This is a genomic window from Nonomuraea sp. KM90, from assembly GCF_052246675.1.
GTDB lineage: Bacteria > Actinomycetota > Actinomycetes > Streptosporangiales > Streptosporangiaceae > Nonomuraea.
Window position 1 is genome coordinate 1 of record NZ_JBQQCB010000164.1, and the last position, 19771, is coordinate 19771.

The window sequence follows — 19771 nt, forward strand, 5'->3', positions numbered from 1 at the left end:
CCTACAACGGCATCTGGACCTTTCAATGCCGGCGCGGCGACCCCATCCTGGCCTGGGTCCTGGACAAGCCGAACAAGGTCGTCCCCTACGCCTTCACCGACCAGTTCGGGGGCGCTCGCCCCTGCGGATACCAGCAACTGCCGAAAGTGAGGCGGCCAGGCCCGAATGCGCCACGCCGCACGATCAGGGTCCGCTACCCCCGCCGGCGCAAGGGCCGCCGCCCGAAGACACGTACGCCGTGGCGACATCAACAGCACCGTGTCCGCACCCGCTGGCACCAGCTGCCTCGTCCGCATGAGGCGGGGCGGTCGTCTGGCATCCGCAAACTGCTACCCCGAAGATTTGGGACACGCTGATTCCGTCCTGCGTCCAGAACCCCCAACAGGGTCAGGCATCGACGCGGCAACACGTCGTCGAATCCTCGCACCGCCTCCACCTGCTGCGCCTGCACGCCGCTCTCGCCCGCCGGCAGCAACGCCGCCCAGGAATCGATGGTGATCGCGATGGACGAGGACCAGAGCGAGCAACAGCAGCGCCAGCCGCCGTCCCCAGCACCAAAGCCGGACGGCCGCTCGCTGTGCATCCCCTCCCGCACGGCCGGCACCGGCCAGCCGTGCCTGCCGTGCCAACCATCCCCCAGGAGGAAACATCCATGGCAGACCGCAGAACGGGCCCCATCGTCATCCTCATCGCCCAGCTGACCCCCAGCTGCGCAGCCCCCGCCCACGCACGGGCGAGTCGTCCACCGGCGGTACCAGCCCCCGTACACGTGGACGACCACCAGTTGCTCCGCGTGGAAGATCACTACCGTAGGCAGCGGAGCGGACCATCGCCACCTGTACCGCTACCTACATCAACGTCCACCGCAGTCTCCCTGAGTGGTACTTAACCCTGCGCGACGGCGACCACGAGGGGGAGCGCGTCGTGGACCGGCGCACGTGGCGCTTGTGCCCTCCCGAACAGCGCTCGGAGTACCCGGCGTGCGCGGCACGCTGACTCCTCACCACCCGCCCGCTATGCCGCCGCTTGGCGCGGCTGAGAACCCGCTTCGCCTGGTGCGCACCCACTCCGTCGTAGCAGCCAGCGGGGTGCCCACGGCTATCACCGGAGCGCATCACCGGCCCGGTCATGCCCGAGGAGAAGACCCTGAGCAGTTTCTCCGACTGGACGGCAGCCAGCGGCCGTTCCACGGTCCGCCTGAATGGGTCCGGCAGCCTGACCCTGGATTTCGGCGACGGAGCATTCGACGTCGACGACCTGGCCGCGGACGATCTCGCATCCGCGCTCGCTGAAGGCGCCGCCGCTGCCCGGCGTCGGCGCTTGCCCTGCTGACGGTGGGCTCTCCACAGCTCCGCTGGTCAGCGGCTCCGCACCCTCTTTCCTCCTCATCGAGAAGAAAGGCACACCTCATGACCACAAGCCTGCGCTTCCTGCTCGAAGACCTGTCGGCCTGGCGCGCCGAGCGCGATGTCCTGGCCGGCCGCGCGGCGGCAGGCCAGCCGGTCCACGCCGCCACCCTGATGCACAGCGACGCCCGCGCGGTGGAACTGCTGGTACACATCACCGATCTGGTGAAGCTTCTTATGCAGTCCGTCGTCCCCGACCCGGCCGACACTTCGCAGACGCAGCAGCACCCGGAAGGCACGCCTGCGGCGCGGCGGCCTGCTTCGGCGATCGCCCCCGATTCCGAGGCGCACCGTCAGCTGGCCCAGCTCCGCCACGAGGCAGTGACCGCAGTTCGCCGCCCCATGTGTGCGTGACCTCGAGCCTCCGCACCGAGCTGACACCTTGTGTCCAGGACGGCCCGGGGCTGTCCTGGACACAGCACGGGGATGCGGTGAACACACTCGGTGGAAGCGGCGTCCAGGGCAACAGTCCTCACCTTGACATGAAGTCCGCTGCTGCTATCGCGGAGGCTTCCGCCGCCTGGTCCGCCGGGGCGCCGGGTTCGGCCTCGCCACCGCTTCTTCCGGCAGCCGATGGCCCGCCGGCCCGGCCGGCCCGCGCGGCTCGTGGCCGGCCGCGCGGCAGCGGTGGCGAGGCGCTGATGCCGAGCTGCTTGAGTTCGTGCGTCTCCATACCAAGTCTGCCGGTCGCGTCGGCGTACGCCTGAGCGCGCTCACGCATCAGGTTCAGGATCTGCCGGTCGAGCCGGTCAATCGTCACGATCGTGGCCACGCGCTCATTCGTTTTTCGCTCCAGGAGCGTTCGTGCCCGTCCTTCCAATCCATTGTCCTCCATGGCAGATCAGGGTAAATGGCCGAGGTGCACGCCGGGAACCCCTTGGTTCAGATGCTGAGCGACAGGGGAATGAGTGTCAGTAGACCGCGACGCTGAATGTCAGTAGCGGAGTCAGGTAGGTGGACGAGAGCTCGGTGAACAGCGCCAACGATGGCCCGCCCTTGGCTCTGATCGGGCGCCGAGGTGGGGGCAGCCCACATATGCCCAGAATCTACCTTCGCCCTCGAACTACCGGATGACACGCCCCGAATCGCGCTGACCGTTCTCGCGAAGCAGCAGGTCAGCACCCCTTCAGGGGTCCGCCCTGTACCGAGTAGCGATCCCCTTTGTCTGGTACATCAGCCCGGCATGCTCTACGAAGTCCTGCATCTTGCTGGCCAAACGAGACAGCGCGCGAATGTGGGTTTTCTGCTTATGTGGGCCAGGCGGACGGCGGCTACGCGCAGGGACAATCTGGACCACTCCGTAAAGGCTGCATCACGCAATCACCCGACACAGGACTTCCCGGCAACGGCCGGGAGGCCGCGACATTGCTCGGGGAGTTGGGGAGGGGTGTTCGTCCAGCCCGACCGTTGGGAGACGAACTCCTGATAGACGGTGCCCGCGGGGAGGCCGGTGAGTCCTGTGATGCCCGGTGGGTCATAAGTCCACGACTTGACGATGACGTCTTGGATCGACAGCAGGTCACCGTCGGTCTCGTCCACGATGAGCCGCCGCTCGGTCTGTCCGTCCGCCAGCATGTTCGTCCATCCGACGGCGACTCCCGAGCGGTCTTCCCGATCGCGAACCTGGCCCAGGGCACGAGTGCCTGGCAGGTCTGCCACCATCCGGTACAGGGCGGCGCGGGTACGCGCCGAAATGGGCCCGTGCTGCAGGAGGTCCAAGGACAGATCTAGGAGCCAGGAATCCCTCGTGGGCAGCGAGGTTCCCGCAGGCGGTGACGGCCAGCTCGCCATGCTCGTGCTGTAGGCGGGCCAGAACGAGAGTAGCCGTTCCTTCAGCGCGCCTGGTTCCTGGGGCAGGGCGCGCAGCTCGTTGATGGGGAGCGTGAGCCCTTCTGCGCTGAACGGCCAGTTGCTGGGCAGAAAGCTGTACCGGGTACGACTGAGCGGGGACACGTCGTTGTCGCAGTCGGTGTCGTTGCCGCAGAGTTTGGGCGCGCCTGCCCGCCGCCAAGCATCCCTGTCCGCCGTTGAGGCGGGCAAGGACGGCATGCCACGCTGGGCCAGAATCAGAGGCGCCGCCGGGTCCCGAGGGATCCACCGGCTCCTCTGGACTCGGGTCTTGATCCGGTATGGGGGTGCCGCTGTATCGATGATCTCCTCGCCCAGGAGGTAGCCCTCCGCGTGCCAGTAGCGGCCGGAGGCGTCTGGTTGTGCGGCGGCCCGTTCGGCCACCGCGTCCAGCAGTTGTGCAGCAGGGCTGCTGAGCGTGTGGCCGGTGAGCACATCGCCCTCGATCAGCCGGGGTAGCGCGACCACACCGATGACCATCGCCGTGGCCAGCGCCGTGGCTATCACTCCGATCCACCGGCCTCGCCGCTTGTCCCGGTGCGGAAGCTCGATGATCGCGGGCTTTCCTAGCCCGTCCAGATCGGCGGGGCGGGCGGCTGCCAGGATATCCAGTACGTTTCTCCGCTTCACAACTCCTCCTCAGGGACGAGAGCACGCTGCCGGGGTGTCGTCATCGCATCGTTCATGGCTGCCTCCAGCCGCCGCCGGGCCCGGTGAAGCCGCACAAAAAAGGCCGACCGCGTGCTCCCCACCACCTTGGCTGCCTGTGCCGAGGTCAGCCCGTGCCATGTGATCAGCATCAGGACCTCCTTGTCCGCGTCGCTGAGCGTGACTAGCGCGCGCAGTACAGCGGCTCGCTCGGCCACCTCGTCAGCCACGTCCGGGTTGGTCCTCCCGGCCCAGACCCGCAGCGACTCGTCTAACGCGGCCCGGCGAAGCTCGTCCCGATAGAGCTCACGGGTCACGTTGCGCGCGACGCCGAGCAACCACGGCAGCACGGCTTTGGCCGGCATCTCGTCACGCCGCCGCCAAGCGACCATGAACGTCTCGCTGACTGTTTCCTCGGCGAGTTGGAGGCCGCATCTGCTCACCGCGTACGCGTACACCCGAGGGCGGTACGCGTTGAATATCGCGGCAAACTCTTCATCATTCAGCACACAGGCTCTCCTTCGACGACTCCCTCATCAGGTAATGACCGCAGACGGGGAAGTCTTACTCGAGCCACAGCTTGGTGCCGAGTTTGAGCCCGGAGGCGTCCCGATGGCAGGGTGGCGGGATAACCTTCGTTATCTGGCAAGATAGCGATCGCCGACGTCGCGCGAGCTGGGCGAGAGCAGCTCACCGCGGAGGCTTCGTTTCCCGGTTATCTGGCAACTCCGCGGACAATAGAGGACGGCAGCGTGGATCTGGTCATCGCTGACCAGCTCGGCCGCGCCCACCCGCTCGCCCGGCACCTTGATGACTTCCTCACCGACCTGGCCAACGCCGGTGCCTCCACGCACACCCGACGTCCCTACCGCGGCGACCTGATCCCCTTCGCCGCCCACCACGGCGAGGAGACCGCCGCGCTGACCGCCACGCCGGTCCGCGCCTACCTGAGCGAGCTCACCGAGCTGTCGCCGGCCAGCCGAAAGCGCAAGCGCGCCGCCGTCGCCTCCTTCGCCAAGTGGGCAGTCCGCCACGACTTCTCGGACGCCAACCCGATGGATCGGATCCACACGGTCAAGGTGCCCAAGAACCTGCCGCGCCCGGCCGCCGCCGACGTGGCCAAGGTGCTGGCAGTGGTCTGCTCGCGGAGGGACCTGCCGCTGGACCGGCTGCGGGATCGGGTGCTGTTCGAGACCGCCTACGTGTGCGGCGCCCGCGCCTCGGAGGTCTGCGGTCTGTATGTGGAGGATCTGGACCTGCGGATGGATGACGAGCACGTCCGCATTCATGGCAAGGGCGGCAGCGTACGCACCGTCCTGCTCGACGACCGCGGCTACGTCACCCTGCTCAAGCCGTACCTGGCCCGCGCCGGCTACACCGCCGGGCCGCTGTTTCGCGCCAACATCAACGGCTCGGGCGGCCCGTTGTCCTACGACGCCGCCCACCACTGGTGGGCAGGCTACTGCAGCTGCGGGGTAGATGTCGACCACCAGCTGCGCCACACCCACGCCACCGAACTCATCAACGCCGGCGTCTCCATCGAGGCCGTCCGCCGCCTCCTCGGCCACGCCTCCACCGAAACCACCCAGCTTTACGCACTGCTGGACGACAAGGTCGCCGACGCCGAGATCCGCGCCGCCCGCCGACGCCGCGACCCGGCGGTGCGCTGATCGCCCCATGGCTGAGCATACGACGGGATTCGCCTGTTCATGGTGTGCAGACCTGGCATCAGACTCCCGCTGATGCTTCCACCAGCTGAGCGTGTGTCGCATCATCGAGACATGCCCCTCAGCCCAGATGGCGCTCCAGTGTCACCATCGAGTTCCGTTCACCAAGAAGCACTTGAGACCCTCGATGCCAAGCGGGCATACCTGCGCTTCCTCGACATGCCGATCAACCGCAAGATCATGGCCGAGACGGAGAGCGGCTTTCGGAAACAGGGCATCGACCACACCGCCGATCTGGAGATCGGCAGCCTTCGCGCCGCTCAGAACTTCTGGGTGGCGCCAGACATGGTCACGCTCGTCAATGGAGCGTTTTCGACCATGCCGGACGAGGAGGTGCTGCTGGAAGAACCGCCGGCACCACACGGTTTTCTCCTCCTGGGGAAGCCGTTCACCCAGCGCTGCAGCGACATCGAATGCGGTTTAGATCACCCATTCATCGGGTTTCACTGGCGCCCGGCCCATCGAGTGCTTCCCGCCAACCAATACGCTGACGAACAGCATGACGACGGTCTGCTCTTCACCTGGCTGGCGCCCGTATCGGCTGATGAACGGGAGTGGATGCCAACGCCGTTCAGTCCGGTCAACTCCGCGTCCTTCATACCTACTGGTAGGCCGCTCAATACCTCATACAGCGTCGAGATCGGCGCCATGTCAGCCGAGTCGGCCGAGCTCTGCAAGTACGCACGCGCGATGTGGACGCTCATGCAGCAGCCGCTGGCGACCAACACAGACGCTCACCCGTACAGAGCGCTGCGTCGAAGACTCGAGAAGGACAACCACCCGCCGGCGCCGGTCACGCTCGTCACGCTGCGGCGCAAGGTGGGGGCCCGCGCGGGTGCAGGTGAAGGCTCCACCGTGGACTGGTCACATCGGTGGGTCGTGCGCGGGCACTGGAGGAATCAGTGGCATCCACGCCTGCAGCAGCATCGGGCGACCTGGATCACCGAACATGTGAAGGGGCCGCAGGATAAGCCGCTCGTGGTTAAGGGCAAGGTCGTCGTCTGGCGCAGGTAACGAAGGGATTCGCGTCCAGCCGCCCGTGACGCTGACCGACATCGCGAGAGCGGCCTCTTCAGTTACTCCTTTATTCGCCGGACTGGTGGGCACCTGACTCGTTCACGTTCCGGTTCGAGCACCTCGTGACGCCACCCTCGCAGCGGGAGGTCGATCATGCCGGAGTCCGACCGCCAGGCTTCGCCTCCAGAAGCGCTGTCGCTGAACACCGAGTGTCCTGTCACGTATTTCTGCGAAGATTGTTTGGATGTGAGAGCGGAGCGAGTTAGTAGATTAACCGGAGTAAACGTGCCAGGCATCCTCAAGTTTGCTAAGATCGCGTCTGACTTTCCGCTATACAAATGGTATTGACCTGCGTCATGATGCGATGGAAGGAATCGGTGCCGTGCCACGACGCCGGTCCAAGAGCAGGGAACCGCGCGGACATCGTGTCGGACCGCTTCTGTTCGATGACACCGAGATAGCTGCACTGAAGCTGGTAGCCGAGCGTAAGGACCTTGATGTGGGCGCCTTCGTGGCCTTGGCGTCCCTGGCGGCGGCTCGCCAGGAGCTGGAGCCTGCCCCGCTCCAGGAGCGGCAACCGGCCGCAGCGACAGCAGAGTTCATTCAAGCCCGGATGGACCTCCACCGCATCGGCGGCTACCTGGAACAAGCCGCCGCGCACCGTGACGGCACAGGGCATCGGCGAACGCAGCATCTCCTGCAGCAGGTGAGCACTGCCATTCAACGCATCGAGCAGGCCGCCGACGCGTTAACCATCGCGGATGCGCAGCAATGATCGCCAAAGTCTTGAGAGGCGATCGAACCGCCGGCTTGCTGCGGTATCTGTACGGGCCAGGCCGTCATAACGAACATCATGATCCACACCTCGTGGCCTCATGGGACGGTCACGAACTGGACCCGGCCGACGCGCCCCCCAGCCTGCGGGAGTCCGCCGTGACCCGGCTGGCCCGGCGCCTCGATCGGCCGATCGAGGCCTACGACGGCACCGTGGCCCGCCACGTGTGGCACACCCCGGTACGCCTGGCTCCTGACGATCCGCCCCTCAACGACCATCAATGGGCGATGGTAGCCCGGCGCCTGGTGGCCGCGGGCGGCATCGCGCCCGACGACGATCTGGCCGGATGCCGATGGATCGCGGTCCGCCACGCCGAGGACCACATCCACATCGTCGCCACCTTGGTGCGACAAGACGGCAGACAACCGGACCTGCACGGCGACTGGTACCGGTTACGAAATGAAGTGCGCGCCATCGAACGGGAACTTGGCTTACGCCTCACCTCCGAGGCCGACCACACCACGGCATCGGTGCCCAAGCGAGCAGAGCACGCCAAAGCTCAGCGGGCCCGACCGCCGCGCATCCCCTCCCGCGAGCAGTTAGCTTCCACCGTCCGCCTCGCCGCCATCGGCGCCACCGGCGAGGCAGACTTCTTCGACCGCCTGCGCAGAACCCGGGTCGAGATCAAAGTGCGCCAGGCCGCGTCAGGCGTGGTCGAGGGATACGCCGTTGCCATGCCTGGAGATATCGACAAAGCCGGTGAGCCGATCTGGTTCTCCGGCTCCACGCTCGCACCGGACTTGTCGCTCCCACAGGTGAGCCGCCGATGGTCGGCCACGCCACCTGATGTCACGGCGACACCTGCCGCAGCTGCCGTCCAGCCTGCCCACCGCCGACAGGCCCGCATTGAGGCCTGGCAGCGGGCGGGCCAGGCCGCCCGCGACTCCCTCGCGGTGATGCGGCAAGGAAGCAGCCCCGAGGCCGCCGCCACCGCCGGCGCTTTCGCCGATCTGATGACTGTCACCGCCGCCCGCGCACCCGGGACAGTCCGTACCGACCTGCATATGGCGGCCCGGCACCTGCAGCGTCTCGGCAGAGAACCGTGGCGGGAACAGAACCTCGCCGCGCGCCGCACGCGCGCCGCACTCCGCGCGATGCTGGCCACCACGTCCATGGTGGGACACGATGATGAGAACGCCGTCGTTCTCGCCTTGATCGCGACCGCCACCCTCGTCATCCAAGCCATGCACGCGCATTACCAGGCCACCCAGCGCACAGCACAGGCTCGGGTGGCGCGGCTGACCCACGACGCCCTCCAACGAGCGGCCGCTCGACTACCTGCCGCACCCACACCATCGCCCCCTCAGCCATCCTTCGGCGCGTCCCTCATGGGCATGAGACCGCATCCAGCAGACCCTGCACACCACCACGGGTTGCCGGCGGACACCTCACCGTCGCAACGCACCGATCTCCGTCAAGCCGTGCACCAGGCGGTGCCAGATCCCGTCGACGCCGAGCACATCCTGACCGACCCTGCCTGGCCGGCTCTTGCCGCCCAACTCCTGCGGATCGAACAACTCGGTTACCCCGCAGGCACCGTCCTCGCCGAGGTCACCGCTCAGCGGCCGCTGCGGCAAGACCTATCGGATCCGGCGCGTAACGCCGCCCACGTCCTGACCTGGCGGCTCCAAAACTGGATCGGCGAACACCCCAGCACCACGAGGTCAACGCCGGATGTGCCAGCAGCGACAGCACCGACCGGCCAGGACGTCACCCCCACGACGACTGCTGGCAAGCACCCTAGGCCGCCACGATCCACGTCGGCGAAACGGTACACCGTGCCCACAGGCCCGTCGATGGGAGCGGCGGAACGGCAATTCGCCCGGGCCCTCGTCGAAATCATCGAAGCACAGCAAGTCTCGGCAGACTTCCTCGCCAGCAAGCTGTGGATGCACCCCCAAGCAGCACAAGACCTGCTGGCGGCACTCGTCACCAGCGGCGCCGTCGCTCATCACGACGGTCGCTACACCGTGCAGATCAGCCGCGAGAGGCTGCCGCAACTCAGGGAGGCCATGACAACCGGGCGAGCACAGGCAGCACGGCTTACCTCCTCCACCGCAACAGGCCCGGCCGGCCAACCCGAACGCCCAGCACATCGATCAGCCACTCCGCCTCGCCCGCCACGACCGCGGCAACGACGCGGCTCGTGAAGGGCGGACGCCCATCCGGTCGTTATCGCCCGGTCCCAAGCCACGCCGCGCGTCCCCGCCCGCTCATCACTGGTCCTCGTGCGTGCCGTGGCCCACAACCTTTCGCGTTGACGGTTGCTGTTCTGTCCGAGGAAACCCCGAACCGACCCTGCGATCGATTGTGCAGCGTCCGCACCTACCCTTCCGCAGGAGCGATTCGCCGTACCTGGCACTTAACGGCGTGCTCGATCGTCGTCCATCGCGCTAGCGACCGTACCGATGATGGAGCGGGTCGTAGCACTTCACGCTCGGACCGGCAGCCTCTTGTGGGGACCGCGGCGGGTGTCGCACCGGGCCGCATCCGTGACCACGCTGGTGATGTACCACTGCTGCAGCCCCATCGGCTCATTTGTCCGCCACGTGTGATACACCATGGCCATGGGGTCACACATCATCGGCACCACAGGTGACCTGGCTCCTGTCGTCAACGGAATGGACCCGGCGACACCTGTTGTCATGAACGAGCCAACGGTGGAGCTGGGCGCCGACCCGAACCGGGACGACGGGTGGGCCATCATCGCCGAGACCACCGTCTTGCCGGCCACCGCTGATGGACAGATCGCCACCAGAGACGATCCGGCCGTTATCGTCAACTACCTCTCACCAGAAGGTGTGAGTCGCCGCCTGGCGGGTGTGCATGTCCTGCAATTGAGCCTGCGTCAGTTGCTGGTTCCAGGTGTCGTCGGGCCCGAGGCGCTGCCCGCCGATCCGCGAAGTCGACGCCGTGATGCGCTGGACACCTACGATGGCGACATGAGCAGGTGGCTGCTCGAGCTGCGTGCCGAATTCGAGACCCTCGCTGAGGAAGTCCAGGCGGCCCTGGACGCCGAGCACCAGCCGTTCAGCCCGGGAACCGTACGGCACCTTCGACGAGCCATCGAGGCCCTGCGCGAGGGGAAACAGGGAGCCGACGCCGCGCTGGCTTTCGCCGATACCTGTAACCTGGCGCGGCTCGCCTACGTCGACAACGGCCAGCCATGCGACACCGGGCGTGTGCACGATGTCATGGTGTACCTTCCCGATCCCCATCTCGCGGGCGGTAGTCAGGAATCAGGGTGCCGATCACACGCGACTCTCGCGGTGAACACCATTCTGGGTGCCGAGCTGCGATGCGATGAGGACGGCGCGGGCAACGGTCATCCGTCCCGGTGGTGATGGCTTCTCCGCCGTGCCGGCGTGTGCACGCGGCCGCTGACGTGGCTCCCAGGACCGATGGGCGCGCTCCGGCTCATCATGCGGGATGGCATGCGTTCATGCCGCGTCGCAAGACCTGCATCAGGTCGTCTCGGCCGGCACCGCAGCTACGTATCCCGTGGGGGCTGGTGCGATGAGCGGCATTGCGGTGTGCATCGTCTCCCGCTTGTGGCGCGTCAAAGCGGAGACACTATTAGCTAATCCGTGATCGGGTTGACTCGATTGTCAAAGCATGGTCAATCTGATTGTTAGAATGTGTGTTGGCGCGCTATAAACGTACATGTGATTGAATTTCCTGAAACCCCGCCTCCCGTGACCGTCTCAGGTGTTCTCGCCGAACGTGTCATCGATCTTGATGCCGCAGGTATCGAGGCAGAACCTCAGCTGATCAACACCGCCACCGGGGAGCAAGCGGTTCTGCTCTCCCTGGACTTCTTCGAAAAGCTCATGGCGGAATACCGGCTTCGGCTCGCACACGATGCGGCCATTCCTGTCTCCCCTGAAGAACTGGCGGTCATGGCCTCCCTGCCGTTCTCCCTCGAGGAGACGGCGGATCCCTACGCGCGGACGCGTGACCCCGGAGCACAACCATGAGCGAACGCCAGGCATCACCGTGGGGGGAACGCGACGATGGAGAGCGAGCCTGGGCCGACGGACAGCCGGATCGGACTGTCGCCCCCAGCCGACGTGACGTCGATGACGACGCCCGCGACTTCTTCCGGCCCGATGTCGTCGAGGGCGATCGCAGCTACCGCAGACCGTCCCGCACGCTCCGCCCCTCCCAGCCGCAGCGGGACCTCATCTGGGAGGGCGACGCACTCGAGAAATTGAACGCCTTGCCCTACGACACGCACCTGGGCGTCGGCGACCGCGTGCAGGCACTGCACCGTCTTCGCAGCCTCATCGATGACATCGCGGGCAGCCAAGGCCCCGTCGCGGCTGACCCGGGCTCTTTGGGAGGGGTCTGGCGTCAGGCATTCTTCGCCACCAGCACCCTGACCGCAGCCGGCCGGCGGCAACTACAGCTGGAGGAGCGGCTGCGCGCCGTTCTCAACCCGAACGCCCGCAACCTCATCAGCGTGGCTCCGCAGATGGACACCGAACTGGCCGCGCTGCCGCAGCCGCTACAAGCACGCGTCATCGACACTCTGGATCGCCTCATCACCGCCAAGATCACGCAACTGCAGAGCTGGGAGCAGCAAGGGTGGCACGACCGCGTCTCCTCGGCCAACCCTGACCTTCAGCACCTGTATCGCGCCCACCTGGGTGACGGGCGCGACCTGGTATACCTCTTCACCCCCTCGGCTGAGCTCGACGCGCATGCGGGCGGGGTCAGGCCCTCTCAGGATCGGCGCTCCCCCCATGGCCTTGACCCATTACCGCGATCGACGTTGCACGTGCTCGGTGTGCTTCCGGCCGATCCGTCCCCCGATCAGTTGCGCTCTCTCATCGCCGAACGTGTCTCCCTCAGTCCGCGCGGAAGCATCCTGTACCGCATCCTGCCTGCCCGGCACTCGCCCACCGGCCGTGACGCGGTACAAGTACTCACCGTGCAGCTCGAGCCCCTGTCTGAGGACGCCATCACCGCCCACGTCAACGCGCTGCGCTACCGGACACGGGCCTACCAGCGTGCGGTCGGCGCTGAAAGGCCACTGCGCTATTCGCGGGCCATCCCTGACCGGGACGGCACCCCGACCACCAGCGGAGCCGTGGTGGTTGACGTCGTCGGCAGGACAACACGCAACACCACCGGCAACGGTGTGTCTCATCCCAGGACACCGAAGCCCGCGGTGGAGGAATCGTATGACCTCGCTTCCTTCGAACGCGGCCTGACCACCCAGCTGCCTGCCGACCGTGGCTACGAGTTGCGCTTCACCGAAGCGGGCATGCGGGAATTCACCGCACTCCCCCTCGGCGACGTCAAAACGTCCATCGCCCACCAGTTGCAAGACCTGGCCCAGCGCGGCCCGCAGCCCACGGACGCCCGCGATCGGCAATCCGGCGGACCGGAACCCAGCGCCGCCAGTCGTGCCGCAGCACGCGACTACGACTTGAGCGGTCTACGGCCCCGCTACGTCGGCGACCACCAGATCATCTACGCCGTCATCCCACCGACCCTCAGGCGCGACGGACGGTGGGCCCGTACTCGCCAATTCCCCGACCGGCCATATGAGGGCCAACAGGGCACCCGACAGCGGTTCCGGCCTGAGTTCGTCGCCCAACAGCGCGCCCAAGCGCAGCAGTTGATCGTTCGTGGGGCCTTGCACACTCTGCTCGCACAGCAAGCCTCACTGTACGGCTTCGGGCTCAGCCAGCTTGCCAACACAGCAGGCTCTCTCCTGACGCGTGGCCAGCTCGCCTGGGATCGCTACCAGGACATGAGCTCCGATACGCCTGCTGAGACCCCGGCCGCCACGGTGCGCGCAGTAGCCGCCGAGGAGGAGTACCGGCCGTCCATCCTGGTCGCGGGAATCCTGAAGCGCTCCGACCCTGATGCCGCGGCCACGATCGCCAGCAGGTTGCCCTACCGGGCCCGAACGATCCGCGACAGTCGGAAGAACAGCAACCGTGGGCTGAGCGTCACGCCCGAACGATCACCCTCCACAGAGCGGCCAGCGACCATCACTTCCAAGCTTGAGGTCATCACCCGCTTTAGCAACCGTGACCGAACACAGACGGCGTGGCTGCGCACTAGCCGCGCCGACGCGGACATGGTCCAACTCGTGGTGTCCGGTTGGAGCGGGCGCATCGAGGCGCCTCGTGATGCCCTGGTCGCCGGCACCACGCGGCATATTGAGATCAAAGGCCTCCACATCGCCCCGAGCAAAGACCTGTCGAAGATCTGGTTCGGCGTCCAGGTCTCGCCCGATCGGGTGATCCGCATCGCCGCACCCCGCGACGGCATCCTCGCCTTCCTGGACAGGCTGCCGGAGCGAGTACAAGAGGGCCCGGCGCAGCAGGCCGAGCGCATCGCCGACCGCAGCACCGCCCCGCAGTCCGTCACCCGCAGAAATCTGCGCCGGTTCGCCCTGTCTCGAGCCGCCAAGAGAGCGACATCCGACATACCACGCCCTGCCACCAATCCTCCTCCGACCTCACCGACCAACATGAGTTCCGCCGACCATGCCAGCGCGGCCGCCCCCCGGTCGGGTACGGAGAATCGGGCCGCGGAGGCCGCCCGGCTGCGCAGCGGCACAGGTCGTGCACCACAGTCGTCTCACGTGCCAACCACCGACCCGGAGACCGGATCGACAACGACTCGCCACAACGGGCCCACCCGCCAGCCTCACCAGAGGTGACAGGCGATTGACGATCTGACAGATAGTGGACTCGATGGCGGCTCTGGGGCCGTAACGGGCCCGTCGCGCAGAGTCAGGTACAGGTAGACGGGCTCTGTCGCTGATCTTGTGACGTTGTCAGTTCCGTAGCAGGATCCGCTTCCGGAGAAGGTCGAAGTTTGCCCGACCGTACCCCAGCCGCTTGATCAGTTTAATCACGCGCGTGTTCCGGCCCTCTGCTTGGCCGGAGCTCCAGTGTTGGGGACAGGCCGGCGGTGACGGCGTTCAGGTCGTAGGTGAGCCATCGGAGAACTGGCGCAGATGAGGAAGTACGAACGCCCCGCCCCACTGCGGGATTCCGCATTCCGTGCAGACACGAACGGATGCTGGCAGGAGGGCGTTGAGGGCCTCGTGAAGGCCTGTCATTCCCCTTGCCGAGCCGGCGCAGCACTGGGTGGCCGAGTGTCGGGTTGAGCGGGTAGGTCTCGCCGAGTCGTCGGCCAATCGCATCGAACTCGGTGATGAAATCTTCCCGAACGACATGGGTGGGTCGGCAGGTGGCGACGACCTCGGCCAGGCCAGGGTGATGACTTCCGGTTGAACACCTCCCCGGACTGAAGGCCGGAGCCACTTCCGTCGCGTCGCGGTTGAGCGGCGTGCGGGGGTTGACGCGTCGCGGATCGGGCAGCCCGAGGTCTCCACGTCCGGACACCGGCATTCCGACGGCGTTGTTGATATTGATCGCGGCGTTGGTTTCGGCGTGACCGACCCAACTGCACGCGGGGACGCAGGCGTGCCTGGTCTCGCCCCCGGCCGCCAAGTTACGGAGGCCGCACTGATGACAGGTCTGCGAAGTTCCCGCGCGCGGGCCTTCACGACCTGGCCGACCCGGTCGGAGGTCTTGTATACCTGCAGGACAAGGCCTCGGCCCGGTCCCAGCAGGAAATGATGGTGCGGTCCTGGTCGAACACGCTGCTCACGTCCGCCAGGTCACGCAACGCAACACTGGACGGCCGGGGTCGATGGCCAGGTCGCCCTGACCTCCGAGGTTAGGGCGTACGTGGCGGAGCGGGTGCACCGCTCTCGCTCGTCTTGGGACCCGATGTCGATTCGGCGCCTGCACATTCGCAAGGCCAACGGAAAGCTCCGCCCGCTCGGCATCCCCCACGTCGACCAGCACGGTTCCGTCGGCACGATCTGTGCGCCAGGTGAACGTATCGACCCCAGCGAGGTCGCCACCTGCGGGTCAAGCATGCTCACTCAATCTTCGTAGCGTGCTTCGCGGTAGTGGCCCTGCCCTGATCAGCTACTCCCCGGTGGGTTGCGATCAGCCTGGGTGAACAGTGCCGAGATCGCTACATCCAGCTCGGACCGGAATATCGTCTCCGCGGTTGCCGGTTGCCGGTTGCCGGTTGCCTTGCGTGGCCATAGCAGAGTTCCTGGAGGCAACACGAAGGTCCGTCATGGGGCGCTCATGAACCGTCCCATGTCTTGTCTGGCAGGAAAGCAACGATAACTGGCAGGGAATAGGATTGCCTTCGGAAACTGATTCGCTTAAATTATCAGCACCTTAGGCCAGCGGAGTTGAAGAAAATTTACGGGAGATTGGTCGTGCGAATCAGCGCATGACCGCTCAGCTTGTGGTGGCTTAAGTCGCGTTCCCGTGCCAGTCCGGGAGAGGGGTGATAGGTGGCTCGGAGGTAATCCGCCCTGAACTTCCGGGCCGCTTATCGCTTTGCTGGACATATGCATACCGTCGGCTCCAAGGCTTATCTCCGTGGAACGCCCCTCCCGGCGTGCGCGGGAGCGACTTATGGCGGACCGGCGACAATAAGGGATGGGTAGAGAGATCTCGATGTCACGCCGATCGGTACCGAGGCGCCCGTAGATGCCCTGCGTAGCGGAACCCAACGCCCTCCACTGAGCCGGAGAGTACAGGTAGCAAGAGGAGCGGTATGGACAAGGCCGGCTTCGACCATCTGATGCAGTCGCTCGCAGACGCATGGAGCTCCGCAGACCCCATTGCAGCGGTAAGGTGCTTCACCGACGACATTGTCTACGTCGACGCGATGAACCGGCAGCGGTATGCTGGCTTGCCAGCACTGTACGAGTCATCCGGTGATGATTCAGTCCCCAAGTCCATGATTTGGCATCATCTTGCCTTCGATACGCAGCGCCAGATCGGGACTGGTGAGTACACCTTCCGCGGGCTTCGGCAATACCATGGCATCGTTATCGTCCAATTACGGGACGGGAAGATTTCCCGATGGCGCGAATATCAATACCAGGACGAGGCTGAGCGGTCAGACTCCATCGAGGACAGCTGATTCAGCTGCGAAGGGTAGACCTTGCGTGCTTGACTCTCTCGACCAGGAGACGCGTTCTGTGGGTGGGTCCTGCCAGCGCTGCTCCAGCTAGGCGTACAGCTCTGCATGCGAGATTACACGATGGGGTCGTGAGGCTTGCCCGTTTAGGTCGCTGGTTGGCGTGGCCACGTGACCGATTCAATCTCTGATGGACTCGATGTTATGGCAGCTTTCTTGTGTGGCGGGTCTGTGAGCCGGGATACTCGAACATCTGGTGGGCGAGACCGACGACAAGGCCCTGAACCAGATGGAGGCTGGATGATGGCGTGGGTCAGATGACAAGTGGTACCCGACCTCTCCGTGATCCATGCAGTGGTCTCCCATGCGAGCCCGGTAGACGCTCGACCGGCAAGGCTTCGTTGACCAGCCTTGGCTTTATGGCTTGGCTGGCATTGATCTTCTCGCGGTGTCCAGGTATGCGGCCTGTGCATGTTCACCACGCTGCTGGATTGATTGGTCCCGCCACGCTTGCCGTTGTGGACGCTAAGATGTGTGGAAGTGGCGTTGCGAGTGGCTCAGGACCGGTTGACAGTTGTAAACGAACGCCCGGCACCCAAGGGTGCCAGGAGATGAACTCTCCTATCTCAGTGATTTCCGACCAGCTTCACTGCCCTGTAGCCTCTCGGGATTCTTTGACTCCAGTAGAGAGCTGTAGCGAGGCCCGATGTTCATCATGCCAATCACTGCGCTCGAGCTGATCTTCGGCTCGTTGCTGAACTTTCCCGTGGCATTATCGCCAGAGGATCGAGTAGGTCCTACACCCTCCCGGAGGTATAGGCGTGCGCTCCTGCAAGAAGAGGTGGACCGCAGCGATGCTGGCCATTACTGTGGTGATGATCACTATGGCCTGCGGTGGCGAAAGCACGGGCGGCGAAATCCAGTTGCATTTCTCCTACTGGGGCACTGACGTGCGGCAGCAGAGAACTGAAGAGGCGATCAGGAGGTTCGAGGCAAAGAACCCGAACATCGATGTTGTGGGAGAATTCTCCGACTTCGGCAGCTACTACGAGATGCTGGCGACGAAGGTCGCGGGCGGCGATGCGCCTGACGTCATCACGATCGAGATCCGCAGCCTGCGGGAATACGCCGATCGTGGCACGCTCGCCGACCTGTCCAGCAAGGTCACCACCGCCGACGTCGACGCTAGGGTGCTGGCCACCGGTGCCATCGACGGCAAGCAGTTCGCCATTCCCACCGGCGTCAACACCTGGTCCCTGGTCGCGGACCCGAGGGCGATCGAGGGCGCGGGGCAGAAGCTTCCCCACGACACCACGTGGACGTGGGGCGATTACATCGACTTCGCCGCGAGGATCACCGCAAGAACGGGTGGCAAGGTCTACGGCACGCAGCAAGCCTTCAACCCGGCCTTCCTGCAGATCTTCGCCGCTCAGCGGGGCGAATCCCTCTACGACGGCAACAAGCTCGGTATCTCCCCCAATACGATCAAGGCCTGGTGGATCGTCCACCGGAAGCTGATCAAGACCAAAGGCTCTCCCGACGCCGCCAAGAGCATTGAGCTTGGCGCCCACGGCGTGGACCGGTCATTATTCGCTACTGGCAACGGCGCGATGGGGATGTGGTGGAGCAACGAGCTCGGCGCGATCACCAAGGCCGCCGGCGGTAGAAAAATGGACCTGCTGCGGATGCCGCGGGTACGGGGTGCCGCCGCAAGCGGCATGTTCCTACAGCCCGCGATGTTCTACACCGCCTCGGCGAAGTCTGAGCGCCAGACCGAGGCTGCCAAGTTCATCGATTTCATGATCAACGACCCGGAGGCGGGTCAGATCATCCTCAGCGACCGCGGCCTGCCGGCCAACTCCAAGGTGCTGGCCGCCGTGCGGGACAAGCTTCCCGACGCAGACAAGAAGACGCTAGCTTTCCTCGACGAGATCAAGGGCGGACTCACGGACCCACCCGCTGCCCCGCCGAAGGGCGCCAGCGCCATGGAGGACATCCTCAAACGGTACACCGATGAGGTTTTGTTCGGCCGGATGGCCCCTGACGACGCCGCACAGAAGCTCATCACGGAGGCCAATGCCCTCATCGCAGGCTAACCATACCGCCACCGCCTGCTGTGCGTGATAAATCACCATCGGTGCCAACCAGGCAAATGCGAAGATCAGAGGGTCGGGTGGCCCAGGGCATCGCAGCCCTGGGCTCCCACGGAACCGTGCGTAACAGTCGCCCGTTACACGGCTCTTCTCATCCTTTCCAGAGGAACTGGCTCTCCCAGGCCCAGTGCTTGAACAGGCCGGGGTCTCGATCGAGGATCCCGGTCCACCAGGCTTTGAACCGTTTGAGGGAGCGCAGCCGCTTGTATTTCTTCCGGGCCCAGCGCCAGGTAGGTGTTGACGTGCCGGAGGAGGGGATACAGCTGCGACCGGTAGAACCGGCCGTAGTAGGTGATCCAGCCCGTCACGATGGGGTTGATCCATCCGGCGAGCTCAGCGAGATCGGACCTGCCGCGCCGGTGAATCCGCCAGGAGCGGAGCCGTTGACCCATCGCCTTGAGCGCCTGCGCGCTGACCGCGGGCAGGAAGGACGTGAACGCCTTCCCATCCGGATAGGTGGCCTTGCGAGGGCGGAAGGTGTAGCCGAGAAAGGTGAACGAGATGTGCTCGAACGAGCCTCGCCGCCTCGAATCCCGACAGTACACGATCTTGGTTTTGCCGGGATGCAACCGCAGCCCGACCTGTTCCATTCTCTCGGCGAGTGCGGCCAGCACCTGACGTGCCTGCCGCTCGGTCACGCAATGCACGACGGCGTCGTCGGCTTATGCCGAGGCCCGGGTTATGCCGATCCGGCTGTTGGATTCCCTGGTCAGCGGGTAGTTCGCAGTTCCTGGATCGGCATAACCCGGTTGTTGTTGGCGGTGGTTAGAGGGTGTCGAGGAACGCGAGCAGGGTGTCGGGCGGTCGGTAGCGTCCGGGGCTGGTGCCCGGTTGCTGGACGCGGGCGAGGGCCTGTTCCTTGATGCTCATGTCGGCGTGGAGATAGACCTGGGTGGTCTCGGTGTTCTCGTGGCCGAGCCAGAGGGCGATGACCGAGGTATCGACTCCGGCGTGCAGGAGTGACATGGCGGCGGTGTGCCTGAGCGTGTGCGGGGTGACGTTCTTCTCCTTGATCGACGGGCAGCTGTCCGCAGCTGCGGTTGCGTGCTTGGTGACGAGCCGCTCGACGGCGTCACGGGAGAGCCGTCCGCCTGCCCGGGTTGGAAAGAGCGGCATGCCGGGTCCGGGTCCGAGTTCGGCGAGCCAGGTTTT

Annotated in this window: 17 protein-coding genes; 11 read left to right on the forward strand and 6 right to left on the reverse strand. The window is 65.5% G+C overall.

The window, feature by feature from the left end:
• Positions 1–1128: 1128 nt before the first annotated feature.
• Together ACTWPW_RS57255 and ACTWPW_RS57260 are read left to right on the forward strand one after the other, a co-directional pair.
• A complete protein-coding gene (locus tag ACTWPW_RS57255; protein ID WP_443174008.1) occupies positions 1129–1332 on the forward strand; it encodes a hypothetical protein in 204 nt (67 codons plus the stop codon).
• A gap of 77 nt (positions 1333–1409) precedes the next feature.
• On the forward strand, positions 1410–1760 hold the full coding sequence (locus tag ACTWPW_RS57260; RefSeq protein WP_443174009.1) for a hypothetical protein: 351 nt from the start codon (positions 1410–1412) through the stop codon (positions 1758–1760).
• Positions 1761–1878: 118 nt separating this feature from the next.
• Here the strand turns inward: ACTWPW_RS57260 and ACTWPW_RS57265 are convergent, their stop codons facing one another.
• The 3 genes from ACTWPW_RS57265 to ACTWPW_RS57275 form a co-directional block, all read right to left on the reverse strand.
• A complete protein-coding gene (locus ACTWPW_RS57265; protein ID WP_443174010.1) occupies positions 1879–2178 on the reverse strand; it encodes a hypothetical protein in 300 nt (99 codons plus the stop codon).
• Positions 2179–2726: 548 nt separating this feature from the next.
• Complete coding sequence (locus ACTWPW_RS57270; protein ID WP_443174011.1) at positions 2727–3884, reverse strand: CU044_5270 family protein; 1158 nt, start codon at positions 3882–3884, stop codon at positions 2727–2729.
• Positions 3881–4411 carry an RNA polymerase sigma factor gene (locus tag ACTWPW_RS57275; RefSeq protein ID WP_443174012.1) on the reverse strand — a complete coding sequence of 177 codons (531 nt, stop codon included), beginning with the start codon at positions 4409–4411 and terminating at the stop codon, positions 3881–3883. Before ACTWPW_RS57275 ends, ACTWPW_RS57270 begins: the two co-directional genes overlap by 4 nt.
• A 243-nt stretch (positions 4412–4654) precedes the next feature.
• Here ACTWPW_RS57275 and ACTWPW_RS57280 point away from each other — a divergent pair, with 243 nt between their 5' ends.
• The 7 genes from ACTWPW_RS57280 (at position 4655) to ACTWPW_RS57310 (ending at position 14163) form a co-directional block, all read left to right on the forward strand.
• Positions 4655–5572, forward strand: a complete 918-nt coding sequence (locus ACTWPW_RS57280; RefSeq protein WP_443174013.1) for a tyrosine-type recombinase/integrase — start codon at positions 4655–4657, stop codon at positions 5570–5572.
• Positions 5573–5683: 111 nt separating this feature from the next.
• Positions 5684–6643: a hypothetical protein gene (locus ACTWPW_RS57285; RefSeq protein ID WP_443174014.1), complete on the forward strand. Its 960-nt coding sequence runs from the start codon at positions 5684–5686 to the stop codon at positions 6641–6643.
• 367 nt (positions 6644–7010) lie between these two features.
• On the forward strand, positions 7011–7421 hold the full coding sequence (locus tag ACTWPW_RS57290; RefSeq protein WP_443174015.1) for a hypothetical protein: 411 nt from the start codon (positions 7011–7013) through the stop codon (positions 7419–7421).
• A complete protein-coding gene (locus ACTWPW_RS57295; RefSeq protein ID WP_443174016.1) occupies positions 7418–9631 on the forward strand; it encodes a hypothetical protein in 2214 nt (737 codons plus the stop codon). Before ACTWPW_RS57290 ends, ACTWPW_RS57295 begins: the two co-directional genes overlap by 4 nt.
• A gap of 417 nt (positions 9632–10048) precedes the next feature.
• Entirely contained in the window at positions 10049–10825 is a 777-nt protein-coding gene (locus ACTWPW_RS57300; RefSeq protein ID WP_443174017.1) for a hypothetical protein, read from the forward strand.
• Between the two features lie 321 nt (positions 10826–11146).
• On the forward strand, positions 11147–11458 hold the full coding sequence (locus ACTWPW_RS57305; protein ID WP_443174018.1) for a hypothetical protein: 312 nt from the start codon (positions 11147–11149) through the stop codon (positions 11456–11458).
• A complete protein-coding gene (locus tag ACTWPW_RS57310; RefSeq protein WP_443174019.1) occupies positions 11455–14163 on the forward strand; it encodes a hypothetical protein in 2709 nt (902 codons plus the stop codon). Before ACTWPW_RS57305 ends, ACTWPW_RS57310 begins: the two co-directional genes overlap by 4 nt.
• A 190-nt stretch (positions 14164–14353) precedes the next feature.
• Here ACTWPW_RS57310 and ACTWPW_RS57315 read toward each other — a convergent pair whose 3' ends face one another.
• Positions 14354–15049: a zinc ribbon domain-containing protein gene (locus ACTWPW_RS57315; RefSeq protein WP_443174024.1), complete on the reverse strand. Its 696-nt coding sequence runs from the start codon at positions 15047–15049 to the stop codon at positions 14354–14356.
• A gap of 1048 nt (positions 15050–16097) precedes the next feature.
• Between ACTWPW_RS57315 and ACTWPW_RS57320 the strand changes: the two genes are divergently transcribed.
• Positions 16098–16469, forward strand: a complete 372-nt coding sequence (locus ACTWPW_RS57320; RefSeq protein WP_443174020.1) for a nuclear transport factor 2 family protein — start codon at positions 16098–16100, stop codon at positions 16467–16469.
• An 851-nt stretch (positions 16470–17320) separates the two neighbouring features.
• Positions 17321–18562, forward strand: a complete 1242-nt coding sequence (locus ACTWPW_RS57325) for an ABC transporter substrate-binding protein (protein ID WP_443174021.1) — start codon at positions 17321–17323, stop codon at positions 18560–18562.
• A 134-nt stretch (positions 18563–18696) separates the two neighbouring features.
• Here ACTWPW_RS57325 and ACTWPW_RS57330 read toward each other — a convergent pair whose 3' ends face one another.
• Positions 18697–19257, reverse strand: a complete 561-nt coding sequence (locus tag ACTWPW_RS57330) for a group II intron maturase-specific domain-containing protein (protein WP_443174022.1) — start codon at positions 19255–19257, stop codon at positions 18697–18699.
• A gap of 127 nt (positions 19258–19384) precedes the next feature.
• Positions 19385–19771: tyrosine-type recombinase/integrase (locus tag ACTWPW_RS57335; RefSeq protein WP_443174023.1), on the reverse strand; the 387-nt coding region annotated here is incomplete at its 5' end.

Excerpts from the sequence above, each read along its gene's own strand:
- ACTWPW_RS57255 (WP_443174008.1), top strand. The coding sequence starts at position 1,129 with ATGCCCGAGGAGAAGACCCTGAGCAGTTTCTCCGACTGGACGGCAGCC.
- ACTWPW_RS57260 (WP_443174009.1), top strand. The coding sequence starts at position 1,410 with ATGACCACAAGCCTGCGCTTCCTGCTCGAAGACCTGTCGGCCTGGCGC.
- ACTWPW_RS57285 (WP_443174014.1), top strand. The coding sequence starts at position 5,684 with ATGCCCCTCAGCCCAGATGGCGCTCCAGTGTCACCATCGAGTTCCGTT.
- ACTWPW_RS57290 (WP_443174015.1), top strand. The coding sequence starts at position 7,011 with ATGGAAGGAATCGGTGCCGTGCCACGACGCCGGTCCAAGAGCAGGGAA.
- ACTWPW_RS57295 (WP_443174016.1), top strand. The coding sequence starts at position 7,418 with ATGATCGCCAAAGTCTTGAGAGGCGATCGAACCGCCGGCTTGCTGCGG.
- ACTWPW_RS57300 (WP_443174017.1), top strand. The coding sequence starts at position 10,049 with ATGGGGTCACACATCATCGGCACCACAGGTGACCTGGCTCCTGTCGTC.
- ACTWPW_RS57310 (WP_443174019.1), top strand. The coding sequence starts at position 11,455 with ATGAGCGAACGCCAGGCATCACCGTGGGGGGAACGCGACGATGGAGAG.
- ACTWPW_RS57320 (WP_443174020.1), top strand. The coding sequence starts at position 16,098 with ATGGACAAGGCCGGCTTCGACCATCTGATGCAGTCGCTCGCAGACGCA.
- ACTWPW_RS57325 (WP_443174021.1), top strand. The coding sequence starts at position 17,321 with ATGCTGGCCATTACTGTGGTGATGATCACTATGGCCTGCGGTGGCGAA.